This window comes from Stetteria hydrogenophila, from assembly GCF_054657575.1.
Window position 1 is genome coordinate 94,438 of record NZ_BAAHYL010000001.1, and the last position, 24,408, is coordinate 118,845.

General features: G+C 67.0%; 24 protein-coding genes. 12 read left to right on the top strand and 12 right to left on the bottom strand.

Going from position 1 to position 24,408, the window contains the following annotated elements; genetic code table 11:
• Positions 1-31: 31 nt before the first annotated feature.
• The 3 genes from ACYQ3J_RS00475 (at position 32) to mgtE (ending at position 4,677) form a co-directional block, all read left to right on the top strand.
• A complete protein-coding gene (locus ACYQ3J_RS00475; protein WP_460122977.1) occupies positions 32-1,969 on the top strand; it encodes a 2-oxoacid:ferredoxin oxidoreductase subunit alpha in 1,938 nt (645 codons plus the stop codon).
• Complete coding sequence (locus tag ACYQ3J_RS00480) at positions 1,959-2,900, top strand: 2-oxoacid:ferredoxin oxidoreductase subunit beta (RefSeq protein WP_460122980.1); 942 nt, start codon at positions 1,959-1,961, stop codon at positions 2,898-2,900. The genes ACYQ3J_RS00475 and ACYQ3J_RS00480 overlap by 11 nt, the downstream gene beginning before the upstream one ends.
• Positions 2,901-3,087: 187 nt before the next feature.
• Positions 3,088-4,677: a magnesium transporter gene (gene mgtE, locus ACYQ3J_RS00485; RefSeq protein WP_460122983.1), complete on the top strand. Its 1,590-nt coding sequence runs from the start codon at positions 3,088-3,090 to the stop codon at positions 4,675-4,677.
• Here the strand turns inward: mgtE and ACYQ3J_RS00490 are convergent.
• Complete coding sequence (locus tag ACYQ3J_RS00490; protein ID WP_460124521.1) at positions 4,660-6,300, bottom strand: P-loop domain-containing protein; 1,641 nt, start codon at positions 6,298-6,300, stop codon at positions 4,660-4,662. The genes mgtE and ACYQ3J_RS00490 overlap by 18 nt on opposite strands.
• Before the next feature lie 207 nt (positions 6,301-6,507).
• On the opposite strand from ACYQ3J_RS00490, the gene ACYQ3J_RS00495 reads away from it, so the two are divergent.
• The 3 genes from ACYQ3J_RS00495 (at position 6,508) to ACYQ3J_RS00505 (ending at position 8,189) form a co-directional block, all read left to right on the top strand.
• Positions 6,508-7,032, top strand: coding sequence for an NUDIX hydrolase (locus ACYQ3J_RS00495; RefSeq protein ID WP_460122986.1), 525 nt, complete (start codon positions 6,508-6,510; stop codon positions 7,030-7,032).
• 62 nt (positions 7,033-7,094) lie between these two features.
• Complete coding sequence (locus ACYQ3J_RS00500; RefSeq protein WP_460122989.1) at positions 7,095-7,403, top strand: hypothetical protein; 309 nt, start codon at positions 7,095-7,097, stop codon at positions 7,401-7,403.
• 150 nt (positions 7,404-7,553) lie between these two features.
• Complete coding sequence (locus ACYQ3J_RS00505; RefSeq protein WP_460122992.1) at positions 7,554-8,189, top strand: hypothetical protein; 636 nt, start codon at positions 7,554-7,556, stop codon at positions 8,187-8,189.
• Here ACYQ3J_RS00505 and ACYQ3J_RS00510 read toward each other — a convergent pair.
• Positions 8,132-9,526, bottom strand: a complete 1,395-nt coding sequence (locus ACYQ3J_RS00510; RefSeq protein WP_460122994.1) for an MATE family efflux transporter — start codon at positions 9,524-9,526, stop codon at positions 8,132-8,134. The two genes, ACYQ3J_RS00505 and ACYQ3J_RS00510, sit on opposite strands and share 58 nt — an antisense overlap.
• A 136-nt stretch (positions 9,527-9,662) precedes the next feature.
• Here ACYQ3J_RS00510 and ACYQ3J_RS00515 point away from each other — a divergent pair, with 136 nt between their 5' ends.
• Positions 9,663-10,196 (top strand): class I SAM-dependent methyltransferase, encoded by a 534-nt coding sequence (locus ACYQ3J_RS00515; protein WP_460122996.1) that lies wholly within the window; start codon positions 9,663-9,665, stop codon positions 10,194-10,196.
• Here the strand turns inward: ACYQ3J_RS00515 and ACYQ3J_RS00520 are convergent.
• Positions 10,193-10,828: a class II aldolase/adducin family protein gene (locus ACYQ3J_RS00520; RefSeq protein ID WP_460123000.1), complete on the bottom strand. Its 636-nt coding sequence runs from the start codon at positions 10,826-10,828 to the stop codon at positions 10,193-10,195. The two genes, ACYQ3J_RS00515 and ACYQ3J_RS00520, sit on opposite strands and share 4 nt — an antisense overlap.
• A gap of 278 nt (positions 10,829-11,106) precedes the next feature.
• Between ACYQ3J_RS00520 and ACYQ3J_RS00525 the strand changes: the two genes are divergently transcribed.
• The gene (locus tag ACYQ3J_RS00525; protein WP_460123003.1) at positions 11,107-12,012 is read left to right on the top strand and encodes a fumarate hydratase; all 906 of its coding nucleotides are present in this window, start codon (positions 11,107-11,109) and stop codon (positions 12,010-12,012) included.
• 28 nt (positions 12,013-12,040) lie between these two features.
• Positions 12,041-12,697 carry a FumA C-terminus/TtdB family hydratase beta subunit gene (locus ACYQ3J_RS00530; RefSeq protein WP_460124524.1) on the top strand — a complete coding sequence of 219 codons (657 nt, stop codon included), beginning with the start codon at positions 12,041-12,043 and terminating at the stop codon, positions 12,695-12,697.
• On the opposite strand, the gene gcvH is transcribed toward ACYQ3J_RS00530, so the two are convergent.
• The 4 genes from gcvH to mtnA form a co-directional block, all read right to left on the bottom strand.
• Entirely contained in the window at positions 12,694-13,125 is a 432-nt protein-coding gene (gcvH, locus tag ACYQ3J_RS00535; protein ID WP_460123006.1) for a glycine cleavage system protein GcvH, read from the bottom strand. The two genes, ACYQ3J_RS00530 and gcvH, sit on opposite strands and share 4 nt — an antisense overlap.
• Positions 13,126-13,145: 20 nt before the next feature.
• Positions 13,146-14,267, bottom strand: a complete 1,122-nt coding sequence (locus ACYQ3J_RS00540) for a glycine cleavage system aminomethyltransferase GcvT (RefSeq protein ID WP_460123009.1) — start codon at positions 14,265-14,267, stop codon at positions 13,146-13,148.
• 696 nt (positions 14,268-14,963) lie between these two features.
• On the bottom strand, positions 14,964-16,229 hold the full coding sequence (locus ACYQ3J_RS00545) for an NADP-dependent isocitrate dehydrogenase (protein ID WP_460123012.1): 1,266 nt from the start codon (positions 16,227-16,229) through the stop codon (positions 14,964-14,966).
• 113 nt (positions 16,230-16,342) lie between these two features.
• Positions 16,343-17,422, bottom strand: coding sequence for an S-methyl-5-thioribose-1-phosphate isomerase (mtnA, locus tag ACYQ3J_RS00550; RefSeq protein WP_460123015.1), 1,080 nt, complete (start codon positions 17,420-17,422; stop codon positions 16,343-16,345).
• A gap of 65 nt (positions 17,423-17,487) precedes the next feature.
• Here mtnA and ACYQ3J_RS00555 point away from each other — a divergent pair, with 65 nt between their 5' ends.
• Positions 17,488-17,979, top strand: a complete 492-nt coding sequence (locus ACYQ3J_RS00555; RefSeq protein ID WP_460123018.1) for an SEN2-like domain-containing protein — start codon at positions 17,488-17,490, stop codon at positions 17,977-17,979.
• 43 nt (positions 17,980-18,022) lie between these two features.
• On the opposite strand, the gene ACYQ3J_RS00560 is transcribed toward ACYQ3J_RS00555, so the two are convergent.
• The 4 genes from ACYQ3J_RS00560 to ACYQ3J_RS00575 form a co-directional block, all read right to left on the bottom strand.
• On the bottom strand, positions 18,023-19,438 hold the full coding sequence (locus tag ACYQ3J_RS00560; RefSeq protein WP_460123021.1) for a hypothetical protein: 1,416 nt from the start codon (positions 19,436-19,438) through the stop codon (positions 18,023-18,025).
• Entirely contained in the window at positions 19,413-20,849 is a 1,437-nt protein-coding gene (locus tag ACYQ3J_RS00565; protein WP_460123024.1) for a type II/IV secretion system ATPase subunit, read from the bottom strand. Before ACYQ3J_RS00565 ends, ACYQ3J_RS00560 begins: the two co-directional genes overlap by 26 nt.
• A gap of 53 nt (positions 20,850-20,902) precedes the next feature.
• Positions 20,903-21,346, bottom strand: coding sequence for an archaellin/type IV pilin N-terminal domain-containing protein (locus tag ACYQ3J_RS00570; RefSeq protein ID WP_460123027.1), 444 nt, complete (start codon positions 21,344-21,346; stop codon positions 20,903-20,905).
• 118 nt (positions 21,347-21,464) lie between these two features.
• The gene (locus ACYQ3J_RS00575; RefSeq protein WP_460123030.1) at positions 21,465-21,734 is read right to left on the bottom strand and encodes a hypothetical protein; all 270 of its coding nucleotides are present in this window, start codon (positions 21,732-21,734) and stop codon (positions 21,465-21,467) included.
• Between the two features lie 97 nt (positions 21,735-21,831).
• Here ACYQ3J_RS00575 and ACYQ3J_RS00580 point away from each other — a divergent pair, with 97 nt between their 5' ends.
• Positions 21,832-22,485 (top strand): HD domain-containing protein, encoded by a 654-nt coding sequence (locus ACYQ3J_RS00580; protein ID WP_460123033.1) that lies wholly within the window; start codon positions 21,832-21,834, stop codon positions 22,483-22,485.
• Here ACYQ3J_RS00580 and ACYQ3J_RS00585 read toward each other — a convergent pair.
• Positions 22,482-23,180 carry an HAD-IB family phosphatase gene (locus tag ACYQ3J_RS00585; RefSeq protein WP_460123036.1) on the bottom strand — a complete coding sequence of 233 codons (699 nt, stop codon included), beginning with the start codon at positions 23,178-23,180 and terminating at the stop codon, positions 22,482-22,484. The genes ACYQ3J_RS00580 and ACYQ3J_RS00585 overlap by 4 nt on opposite strands.
• Before the next feature lie 130 nt (positions 23,181-23,310).
• On the opposite strand from ACYQ3J_RS00585, the gene ACYQ3J_RS00590 reads away from it, so the two are divergent.
• On the top strand, positions 23,311-24,390 hold the full coding sequence (locus ACYQ3J_RS00590; protein WP_460123039.1) for a tyrosine--tRNA ligase: 1,080 nt from the start codon (positions 23,311-23,313) through the stop codon (positions 24,388-24,390).
• Positions 24,391-24,408: the final 18 nt, after the last annotated feature.

The following is a 24,408-nucleotide window of genomic DNA, read 5'->3' on the forward strand; positions in this document are numbered from 1 at the left end:
AGGTTTAATCTTGCGCAGGCAGCGTCTGGGCTTGCTCTGGCAGAGCGTGTTCTTCATGGAGGAGGCGAGGTTCCTGCTCGGCGGCCCCCAGGGCTCGGGCCTCGAGGCAGCTGCCCAGGTGCTGGCCTCAGCCTACGCTGTTAGGGGGTACAGGGTCTACTCTACGAGGGAGTACCACTCGAACATTATAGGCAGGCACTCATACATCCTAGTGAGGGTCTCCTCTCGCAGGCAGCTCTGGGCTCCGAGGGAGAGCCCGCACATCATAGCCGCGCTTGACGCTGAAACTGTTCTAACCCACTTCCCGGAGGCCGTCGAGGGCACGTTGCTCATCTACGACTCCGGCCAGGCTGGGGTCGGCGTTGACAAGATACACTCGATGGAGCCCGAGGCCAAGCTGAGGGTTAAGGGGGTCTTGGAGGAGGGGGGCTACCCCGCGACGGTTGAAGGGGCGGCTAGCTACGCCCGCGACGTGCTGGGGGCTAAACTGCTCCCCCTCGACTTCAACGGCCTCCTATCCAGCCTCTCCGAGAAGCTAGGGATCCCCAGGGCTAGGGCTAGGAGGCTCACTAACACCATACTAGTCTCAGCCATCGCCTTGCTGACGGGGCTCGGGCTGGACGAGCTGAGGGTGGGGTTCGAGAGGAGGTTCAGGGGGAGGCGGGGCGTAGTCGAGGCCAACATGGCCCTGGCGGGGATGGTCTACGAGATGCTTGAGGGCCTGAAGGGGTCCCTCAGGCTCGACGACCCCGAGGACCCCCCGGGCGAGTACTTCATCGCGAGCGGCAACGACGTCGTCGCCATGGGTAAGGTCGTGGGGGGCCTCAGGTTCCAGGCCTACTACCCGATAACTCCGGCCGCCGACGAGAGCATGACGCTTGAGGCGCACGAGAACCTCGATGCTGGCGAGGCCAGCCTGGGGGGCGTCGTAGTGTTCCAGACGGAGGACGAGATAGCGGCGATAGCCTCCACTATAGGCGCGGCCCTGGCGGGCGCCAGGGCGGCCACCGCGACGAGCGGGCCAGGCTTCGACTTGATGGCCGAGGGCCTGAGCTACGCGGGGATGATCGAGGCCCCCATCGTCGTGACGTTCTACCAGAGAGCGGGCCCGAGCACGGGCATGGCGACGAGGGGCGGCCAGCAGGACTTGTACGCTGCTCTCTTCAGCGGCCACGGGGAGTTCCCGAGGATAGTGCTCGCCAGCGGCGACCACGTGGAGGCCTTCTACGACTCGGTGAAGGCGCTGAACTGGGCTGAGAGGTACCAGCTGCCGGTCATACACCTCCTCGACAAGTTCCTTGCCAACAGCATCGTGACCATGGAGCCGCCGAGCCTAAGGGGGGTGAGGATTGACAGGGGGCTCCTCGCCCGGGATGCCGGGCCGGGGTATGAGAGGTTCGACAAGCGCGGCGGCCCGGTGAGCCCGAGGGCATTCATAGGCCAGGAGGGCGTCGTGTCCTGGCACACGGGCAACGAGCACGACGAGCGCGGCCACACGACGGAGGACCCCGTTACCAGGCTCAACATGCACAGGGCTAGGATGGAGAAGCTCAGGCTGGCGGACAGCGAGATACCCGAGGAGGGCGAGAGGGCAGCCCTCTACGGGGACGGGGGAGACTTCCTGCTAGTAGGCTGGGGGAGCGTTAAGGGCGCCGCCCTCGAGGCCCTGGAGCTGCTCAAGGGCGAGGGGCTGAGGGGATCCTACCTGCACCTCAGAGTGTTCAACCCCTTCCCCTCGAGGTACGTGCTCGAGGTCCTGAAGTCGTTCCCGGAGGATAGGGTGATAGCGGTGGAGGCCAACTACCTGGCTCAGGCCGCCGGCCTCGTGGCCATGAACACCGGCTACAGGATAGGGAGGAGGATAGTGAAGTGGACCGGCCGCCCGGTGTACGTGGAGGAGCTCGCCAGGGCCGTGGTCAGGATTGTTGAGGATGGGAGCGTGGAGGAGGTGCTCGAGTATGGGGCTTAGGCTCGACTACAGGACCGACGTCTGGGTCGACTGGTGCCCGGGCTGCGGCAACTACGGCATACTCGCCGCGCTGAGGCAGGCGCTGCGCGAGCTGGGGCTCAAGCCCTGGGAGGTGGTGGTAGTCTCGGGCATAGGCTGCAGCGGAAAGACGCCGCACTACATCTACGCCAACGGGGTCCACACCCTCCACGGGAGGCCGATACCCTTCGCGACGGGCATCAAGCTGGCGAGGCCCGACCTCACGGTCATCGTGACGGGTGGGGACGGCGACCTCCTAGGCATAGGGGCCGGCCACTTCGTCGCGCTTGGGAGGAGGAACCTCGACATAACGGTGATAGTCCACAACAACCAGGTCTACGGGCTCACCAAGGGCCAGGCGTCCCCCACGCTGCCCTACGGCGTGAAGACGAAGGCGCTGCCGAAGCCGAACCTCCAGGACGCAGTTAACCCCCTAGCCCTCGCCCTGGCCTCCGGCTACACCTTCGTGGCCCGAGCCTACGCTATGGACGTCAACCACCTCAAGGAGGTCATAAAGGCGGCCGTGAGGCACAAGGGCTCAGCGCTCGTCGACGTCCTCCAGCCATGCGTGACCTACAACGACGTCTACACCGCGGACTGGTACAGGGAGCACGTCTACAAGCTTGAGGAGGAGGGCTGGGACCCCCTAGTGAGGGATCCCGGCGAGAGGCCCGCGAAGATGGCGGCCGCCCTGGAGAAGGCGCTCGAGTGGGGCGACAGGGTGCCCGTAGGCGTGTTCTACCAGGACACCACGAGGGACACGCTGGAGGAGAGGATAGCAGCCAGGATACCATCATACAAGAGGCAACCCCCAGGCCTAGCGGTCATCGAAAACCAGGGCAGGCCCGTGGTGGGCGAGGAGGAGCTGAAGGCCGTCTTTAGAGACTACCTGGTCCGCGTCAAGAGGAGGTAGCCGCCGGAGAGCCCTCACCACTCCTCGCGCCGCCCTCCCCCGCCGCACGCTGCAGGCCTGCCCCGGCGGCTAGTGGGAGGGGCAGGGGCTGGCTGTATTAAGCCGGGAGCGCTACCCGCGGGAGCCCTGCCGGTGCCTGAAGCTCTGCGCTCGGAGAGCGGGCGCCTAGTGTTCGAGAGGTGGCAGGATGCATGCAGTGGTGATAATCAAGGCCAGGGATAGGCCGGGGCTCCTGCGGGACGCCGCCGACGTCGCTAGGTCTCTGGGGGCTAACATCGTCGCCAACTTCGGCTACTCCGTCGACGGCAAGGCGAGGCTCCTCCTCATAGTCGAGACTGACGAGGACCCGTCAAAACTCGCCGCCGAGATGGAGGAGATGCTCAAGAAAGACGAGGCGGAGGTGATAGCGGGCAGGCTTGGCCCCGAGATAGTCGACGAGCTGGCGAAGCTTGTCGCCGAGAGGCCGGCCATCATCGCGATGCTGGAGCTGTACCTGCCCCCCTCAGACCTGCTCGGCGTCATCCTTAGGCTCCCCGAGGAGGAGAGGAGGAAGGTCTACAGGCTCCTCTCCGTGAACGGCCTCGCCGGGATACTCTCCGAGGCGGACGAGCACACGGCGAGGGAGATAGCCGAGTCCATAGGGCCCCACTGGCTGGCCAGGATCCTGGAGTACATGGACCCCGGCGAGGCTGTGGACGTTCTCCAGGCGCTCGACTCCAAGCTCAGGAAGGAGGTGCTAGCGAGGCTCCCGCACGAGGTTAGGAGGCACGTGCTCAGGCTCATAGCCTACCCGCCCGAGTCCACGGGCGGCATTATGACCACGAGCGTGCCGGTGCTGAAGGCCGATGCGACGGTGCAGGACGCCCTGTCGGCCGTGAGGAGCATGGACTACGAGATCAGAGACGTGATAGTGGTAGTAGACGATGAGGGGAGGCTCGTGGGGATCATACCGGTGAGCGAGCTCTTCCTCTACAAGCCCGGCGAGAAGCTTGGAAAGATAGCGAAGAAGCCGAGGGTCACCGTGAACCCCATGACTGACAGGGAGGAGGCGGCCAAGCTCATGGTTAAGTACGACGCGAGCAGGCTCCCCGTCACTGATAGCAAGGGGTCCTTCCTCGGGCTGGTGGCTATAGAGGACGTGGCCCACGTCCTCGCCGAGGAGGCGGCTGAGGACATAGCGAAGCTGGGAGGCATACTGGGTGGTATAAAGCCGAGCGAGAGGTACATAGCGGTGAAGGCCCTCGACCTCGTGAGGAGCAGGCTCCCCTGGCTCGTCATGATATACCTCATCGAGAGCGTTACTGCGAGCGTGATCAAGAGCTACGAGAGCCTTATTGAGAGGGTTGCGCTGGTGGCGGCGTTCATCCCTCTGATAATGGACATGGGCGGCAACGTGGGCAGCCAGGCGGCGAGCCTCGTCCTCCGCGCCCTGGCACTGGGCGAGGTCTCGGAGGCGAGCAGGCGCGACGTCTTCAGGATCATCGCGAAGGAGGCCGTGTCCGCCTTAATCATAGCCCTGGTGATGGGGGTCCTCGGCTTCGCGTTCGCGCTGGCTATGAGCGGCTCCACCCAGCTCGCCTGCGCGGTCGCAGTCGCCCTGGTGGCGGTCACCATACTCGCGGACTTCACGGGCGCCCTCCTACCCGTCGCTGCCAGGAAGCTTAAGATAGACCCGGCCACCATCTCGGGCCCGCTCATAACGACGATCATGGATGTGAGCGTCGCATTCATCTACATGGCTGTAGTGTCGAAGCTCCTCCTAGGAGGCCGGCCGTGAGAGCCTGGCCTTAACCCCCGGTATCCTGTTGACGAGGAATGCAACGTCCAACGCCCTGACCTCGCCGAGGGCCGGGCCCGGCTCCCCGCCGAGGTTCTCGAAGCCCTTCTCGATGAGCTCCTCCACCCTGGCCGCCTCGAGCGCCACGGGTTTGCCCTTGAACCTCTCCACCTCGGCGGCTATGCGGAGGAGGGTGTTGAACTGGCTCTCCTCGGCGAGGTGCATGTTGAGCCTCAGGTCGACCGGGGCTGGGAGGGCCCTGTCCTCGAGGCGGCCCCCGCGAAGCTTGGGCTTAACGAGGCGGGGCACGTCCACTATCACCCGCGGCGTGGGCCTCCTGTACTCCTCCTGGGGGATCCTCACGCCGTGCTCCTCCGCGAGCCTCCTCGCGACCTCCGTGGCGTCGCGGGGCTTGTAGGCCTCCATCACTACCACGGTGTCGGCCACCGCCAGGAGCGGCAGGCTCCCGCTCGACACCACGACCACCGAGACCCCGTTCTCGGCGAGGGAGCGGGCCAGCATCGAGATCGGCGTGACGGTGTGGGCCTCGGTGATGGGCCTCGCCCTCTCATCCATGTACAGGATGTTTGAGGCGGCGGTGTCCTCGTCGAGCAGCACCAGCTCCGCCCCGGCCTCCACGGCCTCCTGTATCGACGCAGCTGTACTCGTCGCCCCGCTGGCGTCGGTGGTGGTGAAGCACCTAGTGTCCCCCCCGCTCGGGAGGTCGTGGATCATCGGGCTGACGTCGACGCATGAGACGAACCTCCCGTCCTCCGCCCTCACGTACATGGCGTTCCTGATGGTGACCACCCTCTCCCTCCCGTCGCCGGGGACGTGGTTCCACACCCCGGCGGCGATGGCCTCCAGCAGCGTGCTCTTCCCGTGGAAGGCGCTCCCAGCTATCACCGTGAACCCGCGGGGGATCCCCATGCCCGTGACCTCCTCCCCCCGGGGGCCCTCGAGGGAGACCCTGAGGCTGGGCGGGGACTCGAAGGGGACCGCACCGGGGAGGGGGTCCTCGCAGCCCCCGCACCTCCGCGGCAGGATGCTCCCGTCCCCGATGAAGGAGACCAGCCCCCTCGCCTTGAGCTGGGAGCGCAGGGCCTCCTGGAGCCTCCAAGCGTACACGTGCTCCTCCAGCCCGTCGAGGGGCGTGAGGGCCTCCCTCACCGCCTCGGGGAGCGCCTCTAGGAGCAGCTCCTCGGCGCGGTCGGCGAGCACCCTCCTGCCCCTGCTCGGCAGGCCAACCCAGACCCTCGCCACTACCCTGGCCCCCTTCACCTCCACGCTGCTCCTCCTAATGATCACGGGGCCCGGCCTCGGTATTGCTAGGAGGCCGCTGTGACCCTCACCAAGCTTCCTAGACCTCCTCCTGAGCGAGGCGTAGAGCCTCCGGGCGATCCAGTCGGCGAGGGGGACGGGGTACTCGAGCGCCCCACGAGGCCCCCTCCACTGGGTCTCAACCCTCACCACGCTCGGGGGCGCGAAGGGATCCCCCTGAACCCTGACCACCCTCAGCTTGACGCCGTCAACGACCTCCTCGGCGCCCCTCAACTCCTTGTAAGCCTTGAAGCCCCTCCCCCTAATCCTCCTGAGGACATCACTGACCCTAGCCAGGCCCAGCCACCCCCCTAGCCGGCCCCCCCAACCGGGCCTTAAGCTTGCCCCCGCAGCCCCGCGGGGGCTCCGGGCCGTGCAGGCGCCACGAGAGGGACCCTCCGGGTCCCGGGTGGGGAGGGCTTCCCGGGCAGCCGGGGCCCTGCGGGCGGCGGGTGCTCGTCTTAAACGCGGGGCGCCTCATCCAGCTTGTTGCGGGGTGTAATCGGGGCCTTGGAGGGCGGAGAGGTTTCGTGTAGGGGTAGGAGGGTGGAGTTCTGGAGCGGGGTGATCAGGCTCCCCAACGGTGCCCGTGTGAGGGTTGACAGGGTCAAGTTCCCGCGTAGCGTCGCCGTTCTCCCCGTCTTCAGGGATGGGAGCGTGGTGCTGGTTAGGCAGTACAGGCCCGCGGTGGATGACTGGGTGCTAGAGGCCCCAGCCGGGACGGTGGAGCCGGGCGAGGATCCCAGGAGCGCCGCGGTTAGGGAGCTAGAGGAGGAGGCCGGGCTCAGGGCCGACCCCGGCAGGCTCATAGAGGTCGGGGAGGGGTACGTGAGCCCGGGCTACTCGACGGAGGTGATGAGCCTCTTCATAGCCCTGGACCCCGAGGAGTCCGAGGCGAGGCCGGAGGAGTACGAGGTTATAGAGGCGGTCAGGCTCCCCCTCCGGGAGGCGCTCGCCAGGGTGAGGGACTTGAAGACGATGCTCCTCCTCTGCAGGGCCAGGGAGCTCGTCGAGGGCCGGCTCTACCACTCTTAAATAGTGGAGCCCCCCTACGGGATAGGCGTAGAGGTGGACCTCTAGTGGCGGAGGTTAAATCATTGGCTAGGTACAACGAGGAGAGCGGGGAGGTTGAGGTGTGCTCGACCGGCTCCGTGAGGGAGGGCGACACCGTCATTAAGGCGAGCGCCTGCGCTACGGTGGAGCTGGACCTCGAGAGCATCGTGAGCACCGCGACGGAGTTGAGGGGCCTCGTCGAGGACGCCCTCAACGGTGCCTCCAGCATTGTGAGGAGGCTCAGCGAGGCCGGCATAGAGTTCGAGCCGAAGCTGGTCGAGGCCCTCGCTGGGAAGCTCCTGGAAGACGCGGAGTACGGCATCACGATCAAAGTCGAGCAGGGCAAGGCATAGCAGCAAATCAGGGCAACCCCGGTGGGCCGGGGGCCGCCAGTTCCCAGGACCAGCGGCTGCCCCAGCACGAGGTTTAAGTGGTACTACGTGCACCGCTGACCCGGTTAGACGGCTTCATGACCCTCGCCGGCCCGGGGAGAGTGCGTGGCTTTGCCGTTGAGGCTGAGGCCTGTAGACCTCGTGGGCTCCGTGAGCGCCTCCATGCTGGCCTCCCAGGCTGTATGCGAGTACAGGGTCCACCTCGACGTCCAGAGCGGCGGGAGGATGCAGGCGAGGGGCGGGGCTAGCGACGTGGGCGAGCTTGTGTCGCTCATGCTGGGCGTCCCCCGCTCCACTTACAGGGCGGAGGTTGGGGGAGTGACTATAGTCGCGAGGCCGCACGCCGTCTTCGAGGCCGCCGGCTCCACGGTCGTGGTTAGGGCCAGCCTCGGCGGGCTGCGGAGGCCGGGACTGCGCGACAGGGTCTACCTTGAGGCCTCCGCGCTCGCCGTCGGGGTGGAGAGCGCGGTGCTCGCCTTCATCTCCGCGGGGAGCGTGGAGGGGCTCCGGGAGGCGGTTGAGAGGCTCAAGCGCAGCCCCCGGCCGGCGCTCGGGAGCGGCTGGGCGGTCTCCACGTGGCTCTTCAACCGCGAGGAGGCCCTCGAGAGGGTCGGGCGGCTCCTAGCCTACTGGAGGGGTGAGAGGGGCCCAGTGCCCCGGCCGTCCCCGGCGAAGTGCCGGGCGTGCCCCTACTCGACGGTGTGCCCGTACTCCGCGGCGAGAGGGGACGGCTCGGGAGTGAAGTAGAGCCGGGCCAGCTTTCTGAAGAGCCTCCTGTACAGGAACAGGGCCAGCGCTAGCCTGCCCGCCATGTCCGCGGCCATCCCCAGCCAGGCCCCCACCGCGCAGTGGCTTGGGCCCAGCTTCCTCGAGAGCACCACGGCTACGGGTATCCTGAGGGCGTAAATGCTGCCGGTGCTGGCTAGCGTGGGTATGAGCGTGTTCCCGGCCCCCCTGATCGACATGAGGAGGGCCTCCGAGACGGCGTAGGGGGGCTCGGTCGCCGCGGCTATTAGCAGGTAGAGGCGGGCCAGGCCGGCTACTCTAGGGTCGTCCGTGAACGCTTTAGGTGCCAGGCCCGAAATTGCGGCCAGCACGGCCGCCACGCCGAGGCTGGTGGCCAGAGATAGCTGGGAGACGAGCCAGCCAGTCTTCTCCCCGCCCTCCACGTCCCCGGCGCCCAGGCGCTGGCCCACAAGGCTGCCCGAGGCCTCGGCCATGGAAAATAGCGGGAGGAAGGCTAGCGACTCAATCCTCACCCCTATGGTGTGAGCCGCCAGGGCTACGTCGCCGCAGCGCGCGATCACGCCCACGTAGATTAGGTGCGCCGCCACGGTAGCTACTCTCTCCGCGAGGTACGGGGCCCCCACGGACGCCGCCTTCGCCGCCCACCTCCCCCAAAGCGCGGGCTTCACCGCAACCCCCAGGTAGCGGGGGGCTAGGGCTAGGAGGATCGCCGCATCCACAGCGCTGGCTATCGCCGAGGCGTAGCCAGCCCCCGCCAGGCCCAGCGCCGGCGCCCCTAGGCAGCCAAAGATCAGCACTGGGTCGAGGACCGCGTTGACCACGGCCGCCGCGGCGGTCGACGCCAGGACGGGCCTCGTGAGCCCGAACCCCCTGTACGCCGCCCCCAGGACTAGTCCGGCGTACGCGGGCGGCAGGCCTGCAAGCCTGGCCCTGAAGTACTCCACCGCCAGCTCCCTAACCTCTGCGGACGCCCCGCTGCCCGCGAGCGTGCCGACGAGCAGTGGTGAGGCCGCGTAGGCCGCCAGCGAGATCGGCACCGACAGGAGCAGGTTGGCCGAGAGCGCCTCCCCCGCAACCCTGACAGCTAAGCCCCTCCTGCCAGCCCCGACCGCCTGGGAGACCAGTACGAAGACGCCCACGTAGAACATGAAGCCGAGGACGAACATCATCCAGCTCAGGTAGCCGCCTAGGGACACCGCGGCTAAAGCCTTCTCCCCCAGCCTGCCCACGAAGTACGCGTCCACTATCCAGAGCACGCTGTCCACGGACTCCGCTAGCATTAGGGGTACCGCTATCCCCAGGGCCTCCCTCCACACCCTGCCCTTGAGACCCTCCAATGGAGCCCACCGAGCCCATTGCCTCGACTACGTCGTGGCCATGGCTAGAGCCGGTGGATGGCCGCGGCTAACGCCGGGGGTTCGAGGCATCGTTTTTAGGTCTCGGTCGATGTAGCCTAGGCCGGGCGTTGGACGCATGGTTGAGGGGGGAAGGTATAGCAGTAACTTCACCTGGCCCTACGGGATTGCCGGCAACATCGTCGTCCCCTACGTCCCTACCAATAAGCACGTGATCAACACCGTCCTCGAAGCCATGGAGCTCCGGGAAGGCGACGTGCTCTACGACCTCGGCTGCGGCGACGGCAGGATCCTGATAGAGGCCGCCAAGAGGTACCCGATAAAGAAGGGCGTCGGAATCGAGGCCAGGGAGCACCTGATAAAGGAGGCGATAGCTAAGGCCAAGGAGGCCGGGGTCTACGATAAGCTCGTGTTCATCCACGGCGACTTCTTCCAGGAGGACATCTCCGAGGCGACGGTGGTCTACATGTACCTCCTCACGAGTGTGAATGAGAGGCTGAAGCCCAAGCTGGAGAGGGAGCTGAGGCCCGGCACTAGGGTGGTGACCCTCGACTTCAGCATACCCGGCTGGAAGCCTGTGAGGGTGCTGGGCGACGGGGCCGGGTGGCAGAGGACGATCTACGTCTACGTGATAGGGAAGTCGAACGTCTAGCCAAGCCTCGACGCCAGGGCCTCCGCGTAGACTATCCGCGCCAGGTCCTCGACTGCCTCTACGGCGTCGAGGGCCCTGTAGATGGACTCCGTTGAGTAGGCGACTACCCCGTGCCTCTCCATAACCGCAACCCTGCACCCGCTGCCCGCGAGCGCCTCCGCCACCCTCTCGGCCAGCTCCCACGTGCCCGGGGGCGCCCAGGGGGCCTCGGCTATGCAGCCCCCAGCGCTGACCCCCGCCTCCGCGAGAACACTGATGGCGTCGCCGAGCCTGGGCGCGAGCCCCCTGGGGGCGAGCCTAGAGACGAGGAGCGTGTAGGGCGGGTGGGCGTGGACCACCGCCCTGGCCTCCGCCACCCTCCTGTAGATCTCGACGTGCATCCTCCACTCGCTGCTCGGCCTCCCCTCAACCACGCTCCCGTCAAGCTTGATCACCGCCACGTCGCGCGGGGTCACCCTAGTCCTGGGCTTGGCGGTGGGGCTGATGTAGACCAGCCTCCTCTGCCTGTCGATGACGCTGGCGTTGCCACCGAGTATGCTAACGAGCCCCCTCCGGTAGAGGAGCTGCATGACCTCAGCAACCTGCTCCCTGGGATCCCAGGCCTCGGCCAAGGCTAGGCCGCCCTCCGGCACTCGAGAGCCTCACGGTGATACGTGGGGCCTCGCGTTTTAAGCAGGCAGCGCCGCCACGGGGGCAGACATATACGATATTTTCGTGAATGATGATATGCGGCCCGCGCCCGGTATGTGGGGTGGGCTAAGCCCGAATGGGCGCGGGATCCCGGAAGCCGAGGATGTGGGGAGCACCGTTCCCCCCGAAAGCCCCCGGTGAAGATGGGAGGGGGAAGGCTGGCCGTGGCGAAAGGGTAAAAGCAGTGAATGCCACGGCTAGCCGGGACGGCGTTCCTCCCTTGCCGGGCGTCACGCTCAACGTGTTGGAGGAGGCTTTCTACGAGCTGGTGAGGGTCACGGCGACGAGGATCCCCCTCGACGTGTACATGGCTGTGAGGAGGGCGTATGAGGAGGAGGACGAGGGCCCCGCGAAGGCGCAGCTCGGGGCTATACTGAGGGACATGGAGGTGGCCTGCGCCAGGTCAAGGCCAATATGCCAGGACACGGGCACCCCCTACGTCTACGTCGAGCTCGGGGACGGGTTCCCGGTGAGGAGCGGGGTCGCGGAGGCCTTCGCCTCGGCGCTGAGGCGGGCGACTCGGGAGGGGCTGCTCCGGCCGAACGCCGTCGACCCTGTTAGGCTCAGGAACAGCGGGGACAACACTGGCAGGTTCACCCCCTGGATCCACTGGGACCTCGTCCCCGGGGACGAGTTGAGGGTCCACTACATGAGCAAGGGCGGGGGGAGCGAGGCCCCCGCCGTGCTGAGGATGGCCCCGCCGCTCTCAGGGTGGAGGGAGCTTGCGAGGGCAGTCACGCAGGCCGTAGCCGAGGCTGGCCCCCTCCCCTGCCCCCCGCTCATCGTGGGGGTCGCAGTCGCCGCGGGGGCTGACATGGCGCTGGCCCTCGCGAAGAGGGCCCTCCTCAGGCCGGTCGGGGTCAGGCACGAGGACCCAGTCGTGGCGGAGCTGGAGGAGGCTATCCTGGAGCACCTGAACAGGCTCGGCGTGGGCCCCCACGGCTTCGGCGGCCGCCACACGGTGCTGGACGTGAAGATGGAGTACGCCCACCGCCACCCGGCCACGTTCGCCATTGGAGTAGTGGTCAGCTGCTGGGCGACGAGGCGGGGATCCCTGGTGGTGAGGAGCGACGGGTCGTGGGAGATAACCTCCAAGCACCTCTCCCCAGGCGAGTGCAGGCCCTGAGCCCCCGGGGAGGGTGTTGAGGGTGGCGGTGAGGGTTCACAGGCTGAGGACCCCCCTGAGCGACTCCGACGTCGAGCGCCTCAGGGTTGGGGACGTAGTCTACGTTACGGGGCTCGTGGCCACTGCCAGGGATGAGGCCCACAGGCGCGTCCTCGAAGCACTCGACGCCGGGGAGCCCCTCCCCGTGGACCTGAGGGGGCTCGTGCTCTACCACTGTGGCCCCGTCGTCCGGAGGGGCCCCGGGGGGTCGTGGGAGGTCGTCGCGGCGGGCCCGACGACGAGCATGAGGATGGAGGGTGTTGAGGCGGAGTTCATCGCGAGGACGGGGGTGAAGCTTGTCGTGGGCAAGGGCGGCATGGGCGGGAGGACCGCTGAAGCGTTGAGGAGGCACAAGGCGGCCTACGCCGTCTTCACGGGGGGCGCGGGCGCGCTGGCGGCTGAGATGATAGAGAGGGTGGTGGGCGTGTACTGGCTGGAGGAGCTCGGGATCCCCGAGGCCATGTGGGTCTTCGAGGTGAGGGACTTCGGCCCCCTCACCGTGGTGATCGACTCGACGGGGCGGAACTACTACGAGGAGAGGATGAGGGAGGTGAGGGCCAGGGCTCCCAGGGTGGCGGAGGAGCTCGCGGCTAGGATCGAGGAAATACTCGGGAGGGCGAGGGGGGTAGGGGCCCGCGGGCGCTAGTGGCCCCCGCCCTCCCTGCGCAGCTTCTCCACGTACGCCTTGTGGTCGAGGAGGCCCTCCAGCTCGGACTCGTCCCTGGCCTCGATCACGACTATCCAGCCGTCCCCGTAGGGGTCCTTGTTCACTAGCTCCGGCTCCTCCAGCAGCCTCTCGTTGACCTCGACCACCCTGCCGGAGACTGGGGCGTACACTTCAGCCGTGGCCTTTATCGACTCCAGCGTCGCCACCACCCCGCCCTTCTCGACCTCGTCCCCGACCTCAGGGAGATCGACGCCCACCACGTCCTTCAGCATCTTCTGGGCGTAGTCGGTGACGCCCACCCTGACCCTGCCGTCCTCCCTCCTGGCCCACTCGTCGGTCTCGGTGTAGAGTAGTTCATCGTCCACCTCCACGGTGAGCCCCTTGACCTCGACCTTGTACCTGGCCACAACCGCGCACCCCTGCCGCTCTACCTCTTCCCAGGTATTAGGGGGAAGTCGCTTATCTTGGCTTCGGCCACCCTCCCCCTCGCCTCGACCTCGACTGGCTCGTCGGTTATAGCGTACCTGACGTCTATGTACCCCATGCCCACCCCCCTCTTGAGTACTGGGCTGAAGGTGCCGCTCGTCACCCAGCCAACGGGCTCCCCCTCGACGAGGATCCTGTAGCCCTGCCTCGGTATCACTCTAGCGTGCTTCTTCTTCATCACCAGGCCTACCCTGATCCACCTGACGCCCTCCCTCCTGCAGGCCCTCAGCGCCTCCTCCCCCTCGAAGCCCTTCTTCGACCAGTCTATCGCCCCCATGCCGTAGCGCAGGCTGAGGGCGCAGGGGTACCTCACGGGGTCCTCCCCGTACTCGTGGCCGCCGAGCACGAACCCCATCTCTATCCTGAGCGTGTCCCTCGCCGCTATACCCGCAGGCTTCGCCCCGGCCTTCACGGCCTCCTCGATCACCCTAGCCATGGCCCCCGGCTCGGCCCAGACCTCGAAGCCGTCCTCCCCCGTCCAGCCGCTCCTGCTCACGAGGTAAACGTCGACCCCGGCGAGCTTCTCGTTGAGCCGGAACTCGAGGGGCTTCAAGTCAGCCGCCCACGGGGCGCCGAGCTTCTCCATGACATCCACCGCCTTCGGGCCCTGGATCGCTATCATCGCGTACCTCTCGGTGAGGTCCTCGACCTCGACCTGCAGCCCGAGCTCCCTGGCTTTACTGGCCAGGTGCCTCTTCATCGCCTCGGTGTAGGCGGCGTTCGGGACCAGCAGCCACTCCTCATCGCTGACCTTATACGGCATCTCGTCATCCCTAACCCTGGCGTACACGTTCAACGCTAGGGCCGGGCCGCTCATGAACCACTCCTTAGTCTTCGAAATCCTCCTAGTGAAGACATACTCGAGGAGCTCGAGCGCGCCGGCACCCCTCACCCTAAGCCTACCCATATGGCTTATGTCGAAAACCCCAACCCCCGTGCGGACGGCCATGTGCTCCTCCAGCGTGCTAGTGTAAGACATCGGCACGCGCCACCCAGCAAACTCACCGACGACCGCCCCAAGCCTCTCAACGTGGAAGGACAGGAGGGGGGAATCCCTAACCATACCCGCCACCCGCGCCGCACGAGGAACGCCCCGCCCCAGCTAATAAGCACCAGAGCCCAAGGACACCCACCCGGAGGGAGGCAGGACAAGGCAGCAATCAGGGAAGGGGGCCGACTGGGCGCCCCGGGCCCCTGCAGGGGAACCAGGCCAGCAACCCGGCCCCGGGGACCACGCCCAGGCAGCCCCCGGGCCCGGTCCACCCCCACCAGCCCCCGGGGAGGCGCCGCCGCAACCCAGGGCGCCAGCGCCTGGGAGAGCAAGGCCCAGGCACGCCCTCCAGGGAAGGGGCCGACTGGGGCCCCCGGGCGACCCCTAGAGTCCTCCCCCACGGCGCTGCCCGCCTAGGGGAGCACCCCCGGGCGTGGCTTGGCCGTGGGTTTCCATTTCGGACTCTTCAGGGCCGCCCTGGGCTCAGGGCCTCAGCGGCGCCCTTCCCTGGGGGCCTTGACGCGGGTGATCCCCGCGTCTCGGGCCTTGCCTCCCTGGCGGGCGCAGGGTCTGCGGCGGGCTCCCGTGGGGCCTGGGGGTTCGAGGCTGCCTGGGCGCCTGCGCGCAGCGGGTTGCTGCGGTTCCCCTGTAGGGTTTCCCGCGCCCGCGGCCCCCGGGGGTACGTGTTTGGGGTGGGATAGTATTTGAGGGGTTCAGCCCCGTCTTCGGGGGCTACTCCTATTCCCGGGGGGCTTCTGGGGGTGCGTTCTACATTGACTCGATGTAGTCTATTAGGGTCTGGGTGTACTCGTCTGTCTTGAGCGGCGTGGCGCCGGGCATGTGTATGGCTAGGTCCTCGGTCACCTTCCCGTCCCTCATGGCCCTCCTCACGGCTTCCTCCACTACCTCCTTCACCTCCCTCCAGCCTAGGTGCTCCCCTATGAGTAGGACGCCGCTGAGTATCGCCGCCGTCGGGTTCGCCTTGTTCATGCCGGCTATCTGGGGTGCTGTGCCGTGGACGGGCTCGGCTACCGCGACCTCGTCTCCAACGTTCATCCCGGCCGCCATGCCCACGCCTCCAACGAGGGCGCTGGCGGCATCGCTGAGGTAGTCCCCGTTGAGGTTCGGCGTCACTATGACCTCGTAGTCCCAGGGCCTCACTATTATCTGCTGCAGCATGTTGTCCGCTATCCTGTCGTTGACCAGGATCTTGCCCTCTGGGAGGCGTCCCCCGTGCTTCTCGTAGAGCTCCTGCTCCGTCACCACGTAGTCCCTGAACTCGGTGGTGGCGACCTCGTAGGCCCACTTCATGAAGGCGCCCTCGGTGTGCTTCATAATGTTGCCCTTGTGCATTATCGTCACCACCCTGTTCCCGTGCTCGATCGCCCACCTCAGCGCCTTCCTCATCAGCCTCTGCGTCGCGAACCTGCTTATCGCCTTGACCCCGATGCCGGCGTCCTCCCTGAGATCGACGCCGAACTCCCTCCTCAGGAACTCCCTCACCCTCCCCGCCTCCCTGCTCCCCGCCTGCCACTCGATCCCCATGTAGACGTCCTCAGTGTTCTCCCTGAATATGACGAAGTTAACCTTGTCGGCGTACCTGTGGGGGGCAGGCTGCCCGTAGTACTTGACGGGCCTGATGTTAGCGTAGAGGTCCAGGGCCCGCCTGAGGGCGACGTTAACGCTCCTGTGCCCGCTGGCGACTGGGGTTGCGAGGGGCCCCTTCAGGGCGACCTTAGCCGTCCTGATGGCTTCAATAGTCGCCTGGGGGAGGAGCTCGCCGCAGACCTCTACCGCCTTGGATCCCGCGACGACCTCCCACCAGACTATCCTCCTCCTGCCCCCGTACGCCTTCCTCACCGCAGCGTCGAGGACCTGCCTCGCGGCGTTAACCACCTCAGGCCCGATGCCATCCCCCTCAATGTAGGCCACGACCGGGTTGTCGGGGGCGACGGGCCTGCCGTCGCGGACCTCCACCAGCCCGCCCTCGGGGGGAGGCCTGACCTCGCCCACGCTGCAGGGAGGCCTAGCCAAGCCGGAACCGCCCCACCGCCATGCCCTCAGGGATCCCTAGGCGCCTCCTCGGCGGGCGGGTTATCTGTGTAACCCCCTCCACCAGCGTGGGCGCCCCAGGGATCCCCGCCGGGTTATTGCTGGAGGAGCTTCCTGAGGCTCCTCTCGTACGGCGGCCTCGCCACCCCCTTCTCGGTTATTATCGCTGTGACGAGGTTCGGCGGGGTCACGTCGAAGGCTGGGTTGTAGACGTCGACGTCTGGAACCGTTATGAGGTGCTGGCCCAGTACCTTCCTGACCTCGTCGGGGCTCCTCTCCTCTATCACTATCTCCTCGGGGTTGCTGGTGGCCTGTATGGTGCTCGTGGGCGCGGCGACGTAGAATGGCTTGGAGTTGTGCCAGGCCGCCAGTGCTATCATGTAGGTCCCGATCTTGTTGGCGACGTGGCCGGTGAGTATTATCCTGTCAGCCCCGACTATCACCTCGTCAGCCATCCCCCTGCTGAGGACGAGGCCCGCCATGTTGTCAGTTATCAGCTTGACGGGGATCCCCTCCTTCTTGAGCTCCCAAACCGTCAGCCTGGCCCCCTGGAGGAGCGGCCTGGTCTCGGTCGCGATCACGCTCACGTTCTTGCCCTCGTAGTAGGCGTACCTTATCACGCCCAGCGCCGTGCCGAAGCCCGCCGTGGCGAGGGCGCCGGTGTTGCAGTGGGTGAGCACCGTGTCCCCGTCCTCTATGAGCTTGGAGCCTATCCTGCCCATCTCAACGTTAGCCCTCACGTCCTCCACGTAGATCCTCACAGCCTCCTCCTCGACGCGGGCCCTCACCTCGCCGGGGTCTCCCCGGGCCGCCGCCTCCTCGGCGGCCTTCATCACCCTGTCGAGCGCCCAGAAGAGGTTGTAGGCTGTGGGCCTCGTGGATGCGAGGGTGTCGCGGGCCTCCCGGAGGTCCCTCATGAGGCCCTCGAGGCTGGACGCCTTGGAGTGGACGGCTGCGAGGGCCATGCCGAAGGCGGCCGCAACGCCTATCGCGGGCGCCCCCCTGATCTCCATGTCCCGAATCGCCTGGGCGACCCGCCTGTAGTCCCTGGTGCTCCTGTAGACCTCCTTGAAGGGTATGAGCCTCGTGTCGAGCCAGTGGAACTCCTTAGCGTCCGGGTCCCAGTAGAGAGGCTTTATCTTGACGAACCTCTCAAGCTCGGGTGGGAGGCTCAAGCTCTTGCACCCCGACGCCTAGAGGCGCGGGCTGCGGGGAGGGTTAAATCGAGGTGTAGGCTGGGTTGCCGGGCGCAGCGATTGAGGGAGTGCTGGAGGGCTGCGGCGTGAGGATCACGGGCTGCGGGGATCCCAGGGTGTGCAGGCTACTCGAGGAGAGGGGCTACATCGAGAACGGGGTCCTCGACGGGTTGGAGGCATTCTACCAGGCCGTGGCGGGGAGGCTGAGCCTCCAAGGCCTCACCGGCTGGTCCGCCGCGCTCGCAGTCGTCGAGGCCTGCGACGTCCCCTTTAAGGCCTTCATCACGTACCTCGACCTCAGGAGGAGGGGGAGGCTGCCCCGGAGGGGGGTGAGGCCGGGGACGCTTGAAGTGGCGAGGGGGCAGAAGGTCTACGAGGTCCTCATACTGGAGGAGGGGGAGACCACGACGTACGGCTTCCTCGCGGAGTGGAGCCGGTCCGCCGTGGCGGATGGGAGGCAGCCGGTGATAGCGATAGTGGACAGGAACGGAGACGTGACCTACTACGAGGCGAGGGCGGTGAAGAGCCTCTCATAGCAGCCAGCCCCCGGGGAGGCCCCCGTGGGCGGGGGCGGGCTGGCTAGCCTAGAGGGATCCTCAGAGCTCCGCTGGTGTAGAGGGCTAGGGCGAGCGAGGCCAGGCTCGGGGCGAGCGTGGGGGCCCAGGGCCTGGCGGCTGCGGCTGCCGGCAGCGGCACGAGGGGGGCGGTGGCTAGGAGGATCCTCTCAACCGCCGCCATCACTGAGGGGTTGACTAGCTCGTAGCCCTCGCCGGCGAGCTGCGCGATTGCCTCGATGGAGTAGACGGCGATTGCGACTGAGGCCACGGATACTAGTGCGAGCACCCCGAACTGGGTGGAGTACGACTTGGCCAGGCTCCTAGCCTCGGCTATGACCCTGTAGACGCCCTGGATCGCTCTCGTCAGCCCCTTGCCCCCGGCGGTCTTAGAAGCCTCCAGGAGGGCGCTGAGCACCCCCGGCGCCACCGGCTCCGCGTCGGCTAGCTCCTCCTCAACGTTGAGGCCTAGCCTGGCCTTCTCCATCGCCCTGGCGAGGCTCTGCCACGCCCTGGACTGCCTTGCCGACTGCGCCCTGGCGTAGGCCTCGACTGCAACCGCGGCGACGGCGAGGAAAGCGAGCGCGGCGTAGCCGGCGCCCTCGGCGACGAGGAGCCCGGCGAGCCAGGCGGCTGCGAGCGGCGCCACCCTGAGGGCCAGGCTGGTCTGCGGCAGCCCCAGCGTGGGCTGGGCGGCTGCGAGCACCAGCGCGAGCGCCGGCGGGGCTGCGAGGATGAAGGAGAGCAGGGAGGGGTCGACGCGGGCTAGGGCGGCTGCGGGGGCTAGGGCGGCGACGAGCACTGCGAGCGACGCCGCCGCCTCGGCCGTCGCCTTAGCCGTGGAGACGTAGCCCCTCCAGGCGGCCCTCATCGCCTCCATCGCCCTGTCGAGGAGCCTCTGGGCCACCGAGCTCCTGGGGACGCCGAGCCTCAGGGCGTGAGTGTAGTCCCGCAGGGCCGCCGAGAGCGTCTTGCTAGGCGTAGTCTCGGCTAGCCACTCGAGGGCGCTCAGCGGGTCGGCGCCCAGCCTGAGCCTGAAGGCGAGCCTCTCGGCCTCCCTCCTCACCCAGCTGAAGGGCGGCCCCCTCCAGGCCTGGAGGGAGGCGACCACGTCCACGAGGCCCTTGCTGGTCAGCGAGAAGGGGAGCATGTAGGCGAGGAGCGCCGGGGCCTCCCTCTCCAGGCCGCCTGCGAGCAGGCGCCTATACACCCCGGGCGCCGCGGCTGCAAGGGCGACGATGGGGGCGACGGCTAGGAGGCCCAGGGGGCCGGCGTGGGCGTAGAGCAAGGCGCCGGCGACGGGGGCGGCCAGCGCGGCGATGAGCCTGGCCCTCACCACCGCCTTGTAGCCGTGCACTCCGAGGGTTGAGGGCTTCAAGCCCCTCGCAGCCGCCCTGGCGAGGGCGGCTGCCAGGCTACTGGGGAATCCACCTCTTCTCATAGAACCTCACCAGGACCCTCCTGAAGGGGGTGCCGTCCCTCTCCACCGCCTCCGCGGCCTCCGCGAGCACCCTGGCCCTCTCCTCCAGCTCCGCCTCAGGGCTCCCCATGGGCCTGCCTAGCCTCTCCCAGGCCCACCTGAGCTTCTCGCTCACCCCGGCGACCTCTGAGGGCGTCGTGGGTGAGACCTCGCCCGTCGCCGGGTCCCAGGTGAAGACGTCCCTCAACTCGTCCCCGGCGACCTCCGTTATCGCCGCGACCCGCCTGACCGCCCTCCCGTCGTAGGTTAGCGCCCGCCTCACCGTGACGAAGGCTGTTATAGAGCGAAGGAAGAGCGGGGGGAGGCTTATCGGGTCCAGGCTCAGCCTGACGACTGCGCTGTCCGCGTTGTCTGCGTGGAACGTGGCCATGGTGCCGTGGCCGAGGGCTGCGGCCTGGGCTAGGAGCCTCGCCTCCCTCCCCCTAACCTCCCCAACTATGATGTAGTCCCCTCTCCTCCTGAGGGCGAACTTCACCAGGTCCTCAAGGCTGACCTCTAGGTCCTCGTCGCCGGGGAGGGGAGGCCTGGTGTAGAGGCTGTCCCACGCCTCCACCGGCAGCCTGAGCTCGGGGGCGTCCTCGATCGTTATCACCCTCTTGCCGGGCGGGATGAGGGAGGCCAGGGCCTGGAGGAGCGTAGTCTTCCCCGAGCCCATGTTGCCCACTATCAGGATGAACCCCTGGGCCTCTACGAGCATCCAGAGGTAGGCCGCCTCGAGGGGGGTTATGGAGCCCATCCTTATCAGGTCGGCCATGGTAAAGGGCTTCTCGGGGTACTTCCTCACCACGAACGTGCTCCCGCCCCTGCTCACCTCCCTGCCGAACGTCACTGAGACCCTGTGGCCCTCCACGGTGACACCCTCAGCTATGGGGTTAGCCATGCTTAGCTGCCTCCCCGCCTTCCTCGCCAGGCTGAGTGCTAGCGCGTCCGCCTCGCCGGGGGTCAGCTTCACGCTAGTCTCGATCCACCTGTCCTGGACGAGCCTGTGGATCACCATCACCGGCCTGGAGGGGTCGGTGAAGGCTATCTCCTCCACGTTGGAGTCTATGATGAGCGGGTAGATCGGCCCGTAGCCGCTGACAGCCTTCTCCGCGTGGTACCTCTCCCCCGGCGTCTCAGGCTCCCTCAGGCCCGCTATTACCTCCTCAAGCGCCTCCGGCGGCGGCTCGAGGGGCTCCACCACCACGAGCTTGTAGTCTATCCTGCCCGTCCTGTAGAGCGTGTACTCGACCGGGCCAACCCTGTAAGCGGCTACAACGTCTGCCTCCTCCCCGACATCGACTGGCGGGGCCTGGAGCACCCGCCCCGCCGGCCCCCCAGCCCGCCTAGGCTTGAGGACCCTCCTAAGCCTCCCAGCTAGGCTCCAAGTCAAACCAGGCACACCCCGGAGGGGAGAGGGGAAAGAGCAGGGAGGGGGTTGGCCGGCTACCTGAGGGGCGCCGGCTCCGTGTAGAGTATCTTGCCGTCCGCCTGGTAGACGAGGTACACTGCGGTGGCGCTGCTCGGCACAGCAGCTATTATCGTCGCCTTAGCCCCTGGCTCGACGGTGACCGGCGCGCCCCTGACGCTACCCGCGGGCACCTGGACGTGGCCGCCGTTCCCGTCGACCACGTAGACTGATGTAATGTTGACTGGGACGTCGTAGAGGTTGGTTGCCTCAATGAACACCAGCCTAGTGTCGGCGTTGAGGTACTCGCTCCTCACGGAGAGGGCTAGTGTGGCGCTGGTCGCCGCCACGGTGTCCATGCTCTTCTGGAAGTAGTTGTAGACTGCTAGGCCGCCGACTATAGTCGCCGAGATCAGGACCACCGTGGCGATCAGCGAGCTCAAGCCGCGCCTGGAGAGCGCCGCCCTTTTGGCCGCCCTCATGTTCTCATCCGTTATCTAGGAGAGCGCGCGGCGGTGGGTGTGTCTCTTTCAATGGGGAAACGGATTTAACCCCGGCCAGCCAAGTCCCCGGGCCGCCCAGCGTCGAGGGACGGCGGCGCTAAGCGCTCCTCTCCCTGCGCTCCCCGCGGCTCCTCCTCGACGACAGCTCGGCGTAGAGCCTGTACGCTAGGTACACGGCCAGCCCCGACTCTACGACGAGGAACACCGTGCTGCCGGTGAGGTAGGCGTAGACTGCTAGAAGCAGCGCCCCGCTCATGTTGAAGGAGTAGAGCCACCGCCAGTCCTTGACTATGAAGGAGGCGAACACGAGTATGACCCCTGCAACCCCGACCGCTTGAACCGGGTCGAAAGCCATGCTCCACGACACCTCCCCGGGGAGTTAACCCGCCTCCGCCTGGAGGGCTCCCCCGGGGCCTAAGTGCCGCCGGGGCCCCTGCCTGTCTGCCTGCGTGGGGTGCGTTGCTGTGGCCGCGTGGCCCCCCAGGGGGCTTGAGGGCGAGGCTGAGCTGGTCAAGTCCATAATCGGGCTTGACGAGGCCCACGGCTGGCCGCACGTGGAGAGGGTTGCGGGGCTCGCCTTCCGCATCGCGGGCGAGCTGGGCGGTGTCGACTACGACGTCCTCGGGGCCTCAGTCCTCTACCACGACGTTGGCAGGCCCCTCGAGGGCGTCGTGGGGGTCCACCACGCCGTCATAAGCGCTAGAGTGGCCAGGGCCAGGCTCAGGCTCCTCGGCTGGGATCCCAGGAGGATAGCCCTGGTGGAGAACGCTGTGCTGAGCCACTCCTACTCCCTCCGCCTCTCCATGGGCGTGGAGCCGGAGAGCGTTGAAGCCATGATACTGAGCGACGCCGACAAGCTCGACGCCCTCGGAGCGGTGGGGGTTGCGAGGGTGCTCATAACAGGCGCCCAGCGGGGCAGGAGCCTCCGGGAGAGCCTGGAGCACTTCAAGTCCAAGATACTCCGCCTACCCAGCCTCCTCTACACCGAGCCGGCCAAGCGGCTCGCCGCGAGGCTCGTCAGGGTGGTTGAGTGCTACACCGCCGCCCTCGAGGAGGAGCTGGGCCTCCACTCAAGCAGCGGCGCGGGCGGGGAGCCGCCAGGCCCCGGCGGGTGCTAGCGGTAGACCCGCCTGGCGCAGGCGCCCCGGTGGAGCAGGTCCTCGAGCGAGCGCCTGAGGCCGCGCATAGAGAACGCCGCGCACTCCACCCACTCCAGGATCCTGGGGGACTCCGGCTTGTAGGCTATCGGGTGCCCAACCGCCTCGAAAGCCTCCCTGTCCCACTCGGAGTCCCCTATGAAGGCCGTCTCCTCGACGCTAACACCGTGCATCGACGCGAGCCTCCTAACCACAGCCCCCTTGCCCTGGGGGCCGGTGGGCGTCACCACGGGGACCCCGCCGGGGACCAGGTAGCCCTCCTCGTCGAAGGCGAGTCTTGGCGCGACCCAGGCGTCCGCGCCCACCTCCCTCGCAACCCTCTCAACCAGCAGCTCCACGCCAGCGCTGACGAGGACCACCCTCACCCCACGCCCGCGGAGCCAGGAGACGAGGCCCCTAGCCTCCCCGTCTATCGGGATCCCTGAGACTATCCTCTCAAGCATACTCCTGTGGAGCCTGCCCCCGCTAGCCTTGACCCAAAGCTGGGTGTCCCTCCTCATCCACTCCACGTAGTCAATCCTCCCCTCGATGAAGTCCCTCACGTGCCTCCTAGCCTCCTCCCCGACCCCGAGGGCTTCGTGGACGTAGCCCCAGCTACTCCTCTCCAGCGTCAGCACGCCGTCGACGTCCATGAACACTATCCTAACTCCAGCCATCCCGGGCCCCCTGGCAGGCTAGACGCGCCGCGCAAGGGCCCTAGGCCTAGGCATGGCAGGGTAGAGTTTAAAGAAAAACCAATACTCGCCAGCCCACGGCAGGGGCGGCAAGAGGGCCCGGGGGAGCGTTTTGGACGTTGAGAGCAGGTTTAACCTAATCGTCAGGGGGACCGTCGAGGTCGTCACCCCTGAGGAGCTTAGGGCTAAGCTTGAGACGGGGGAGAGGCTGAAGGGCTACATAGGCTTCGAGCCCAGCGGCCTCATCCACGTCGGGTGGCTCATCTGGATGTTCAAGGTTAAAGACCTCGTCGAGGCAGGCGTCGACTTCCGGGTGCTTGAGGCCACGTGGCACGCCTTCATCAACGACAAGCTCGGCGGCGACATGAGGCTCATCAGGAAGGCCGCGCTCCTTACCAGGAAGACGCTTGAAGCCATAGGCGTTGAGCCGGGGAGCGTGAGGTACGTCGACGCGGAGGAGCTGGCGTCCGACAAGGACTACTGGGCCCTGGTGCTCAGGGTGCTGAAGTCCGCCACCCTAGCCAGGGTGAGGAGGGCGCTCACCATCATGGGTAGGAGGGCGGATGAAGCCGAGCTGGACGCCTCGAAAATCGTGTACCCGGCGATGCAGGTTGGCGACATATTCTACATGGACCTGGACATAGCCCTCGGCGGCATGGACCAGAGGAAGGCCCACATGCTGGCCCGCGACGTCGCCCCGAAGCTCGGCAGGAAGAAGCCCATCGCCCTCCACACCCCCCTCATCACGGGCCTCTCCGGGGGCAAGCGCATGGAGGCCGCTGAGGTAGACGAGTTATACGCTGCCTTCAAGATGTCCAAGTCGAAGCCGGGGGACGCGATACTAGTCCACGACAGCCCCGAGGAGATCAGGGAGAAGATCAGGAGGGCCTACTGCCCGGCAAGGGTCGTCGAGTTCAACCCGGTTATGGAGATAGCCAAGTACATACTCTTCGCCAGGCCGGGCTTCGTGCTCCACGTCGAGAGGCCGGCCAAGTACGGCGGCCCCGTCGACTACCACAGCTATGCCGACCTCGAGAGGGACTACGTCGAGGGCAGGCTCCACCCTCTAGACTTGAAGAACGCCGTAGCCGACGCTCTAGCCAAGCTCCTGGAGCCCATCCGCAGGGCCCTCCTAAGCGACCCGGAGGCCAGGAGGGCGATAGAGGAGATAAGGCAGGCGAGTTCGGCATAGGAACACTAATACCCTGCG

Excerpts from the sequence above, each read along its gene's own strand:
- ACYQ3J_RS00540 (WP_460123009.1), bottom strand. The coding sequence starts at position 14,267 with ATGGTTAGGGATTCCCCCCTCCTGTCCTTCCACGTTGAGAGGCTTGGG.
- mgtE (WP_460122983.1), top strand. The coding sequence starts at position 3,088 with ATGCATGCAGTGGTGATAATCAAGGCCAGGGATAGGCCGGGGCTCCTG.
- ACYQ3J_RS00480 (WP_460122980.1), top strand. The coding sequence starts at position 1,959 with ATGGGGCTTAGGCTCGACTACAGGACCGACGTCTGGGTCGACTGGTGC.
- ACYQ3J_RS00570 (WP_460123027.1), bottom strand. The coding sequence starts at position 21,346 with ATGAGGGCGGCCAAAAGGGCGGCGCTCTCCAGGCGCGGCTTGAGCTCG.
- ACYQ3J_RS00560 (WP_460123021.1), bottom strand. The coding sequence starts at position 19,438 with ATGAGAAGAGGTGGATTCCCCAGTAGCCTGGCAGCCGCCCTCGCCAGG.
- ACYQ3J_RS00515 (WP_460122996.1), top strand. The coding sequence starts at position 9,663 with ATGGTTGAGGGGGGAAGGTATAGCAGTAACTTCACCTGGCCCTACGGG.
- ACYQ3J_RS00585 (WP_460123036.1), bottom strand. The coding sequence starts at position 23,180 with ATGGCTGGAGTTAGGATAGTGTTCATGGACGTCGACGGCGTGCTGACG.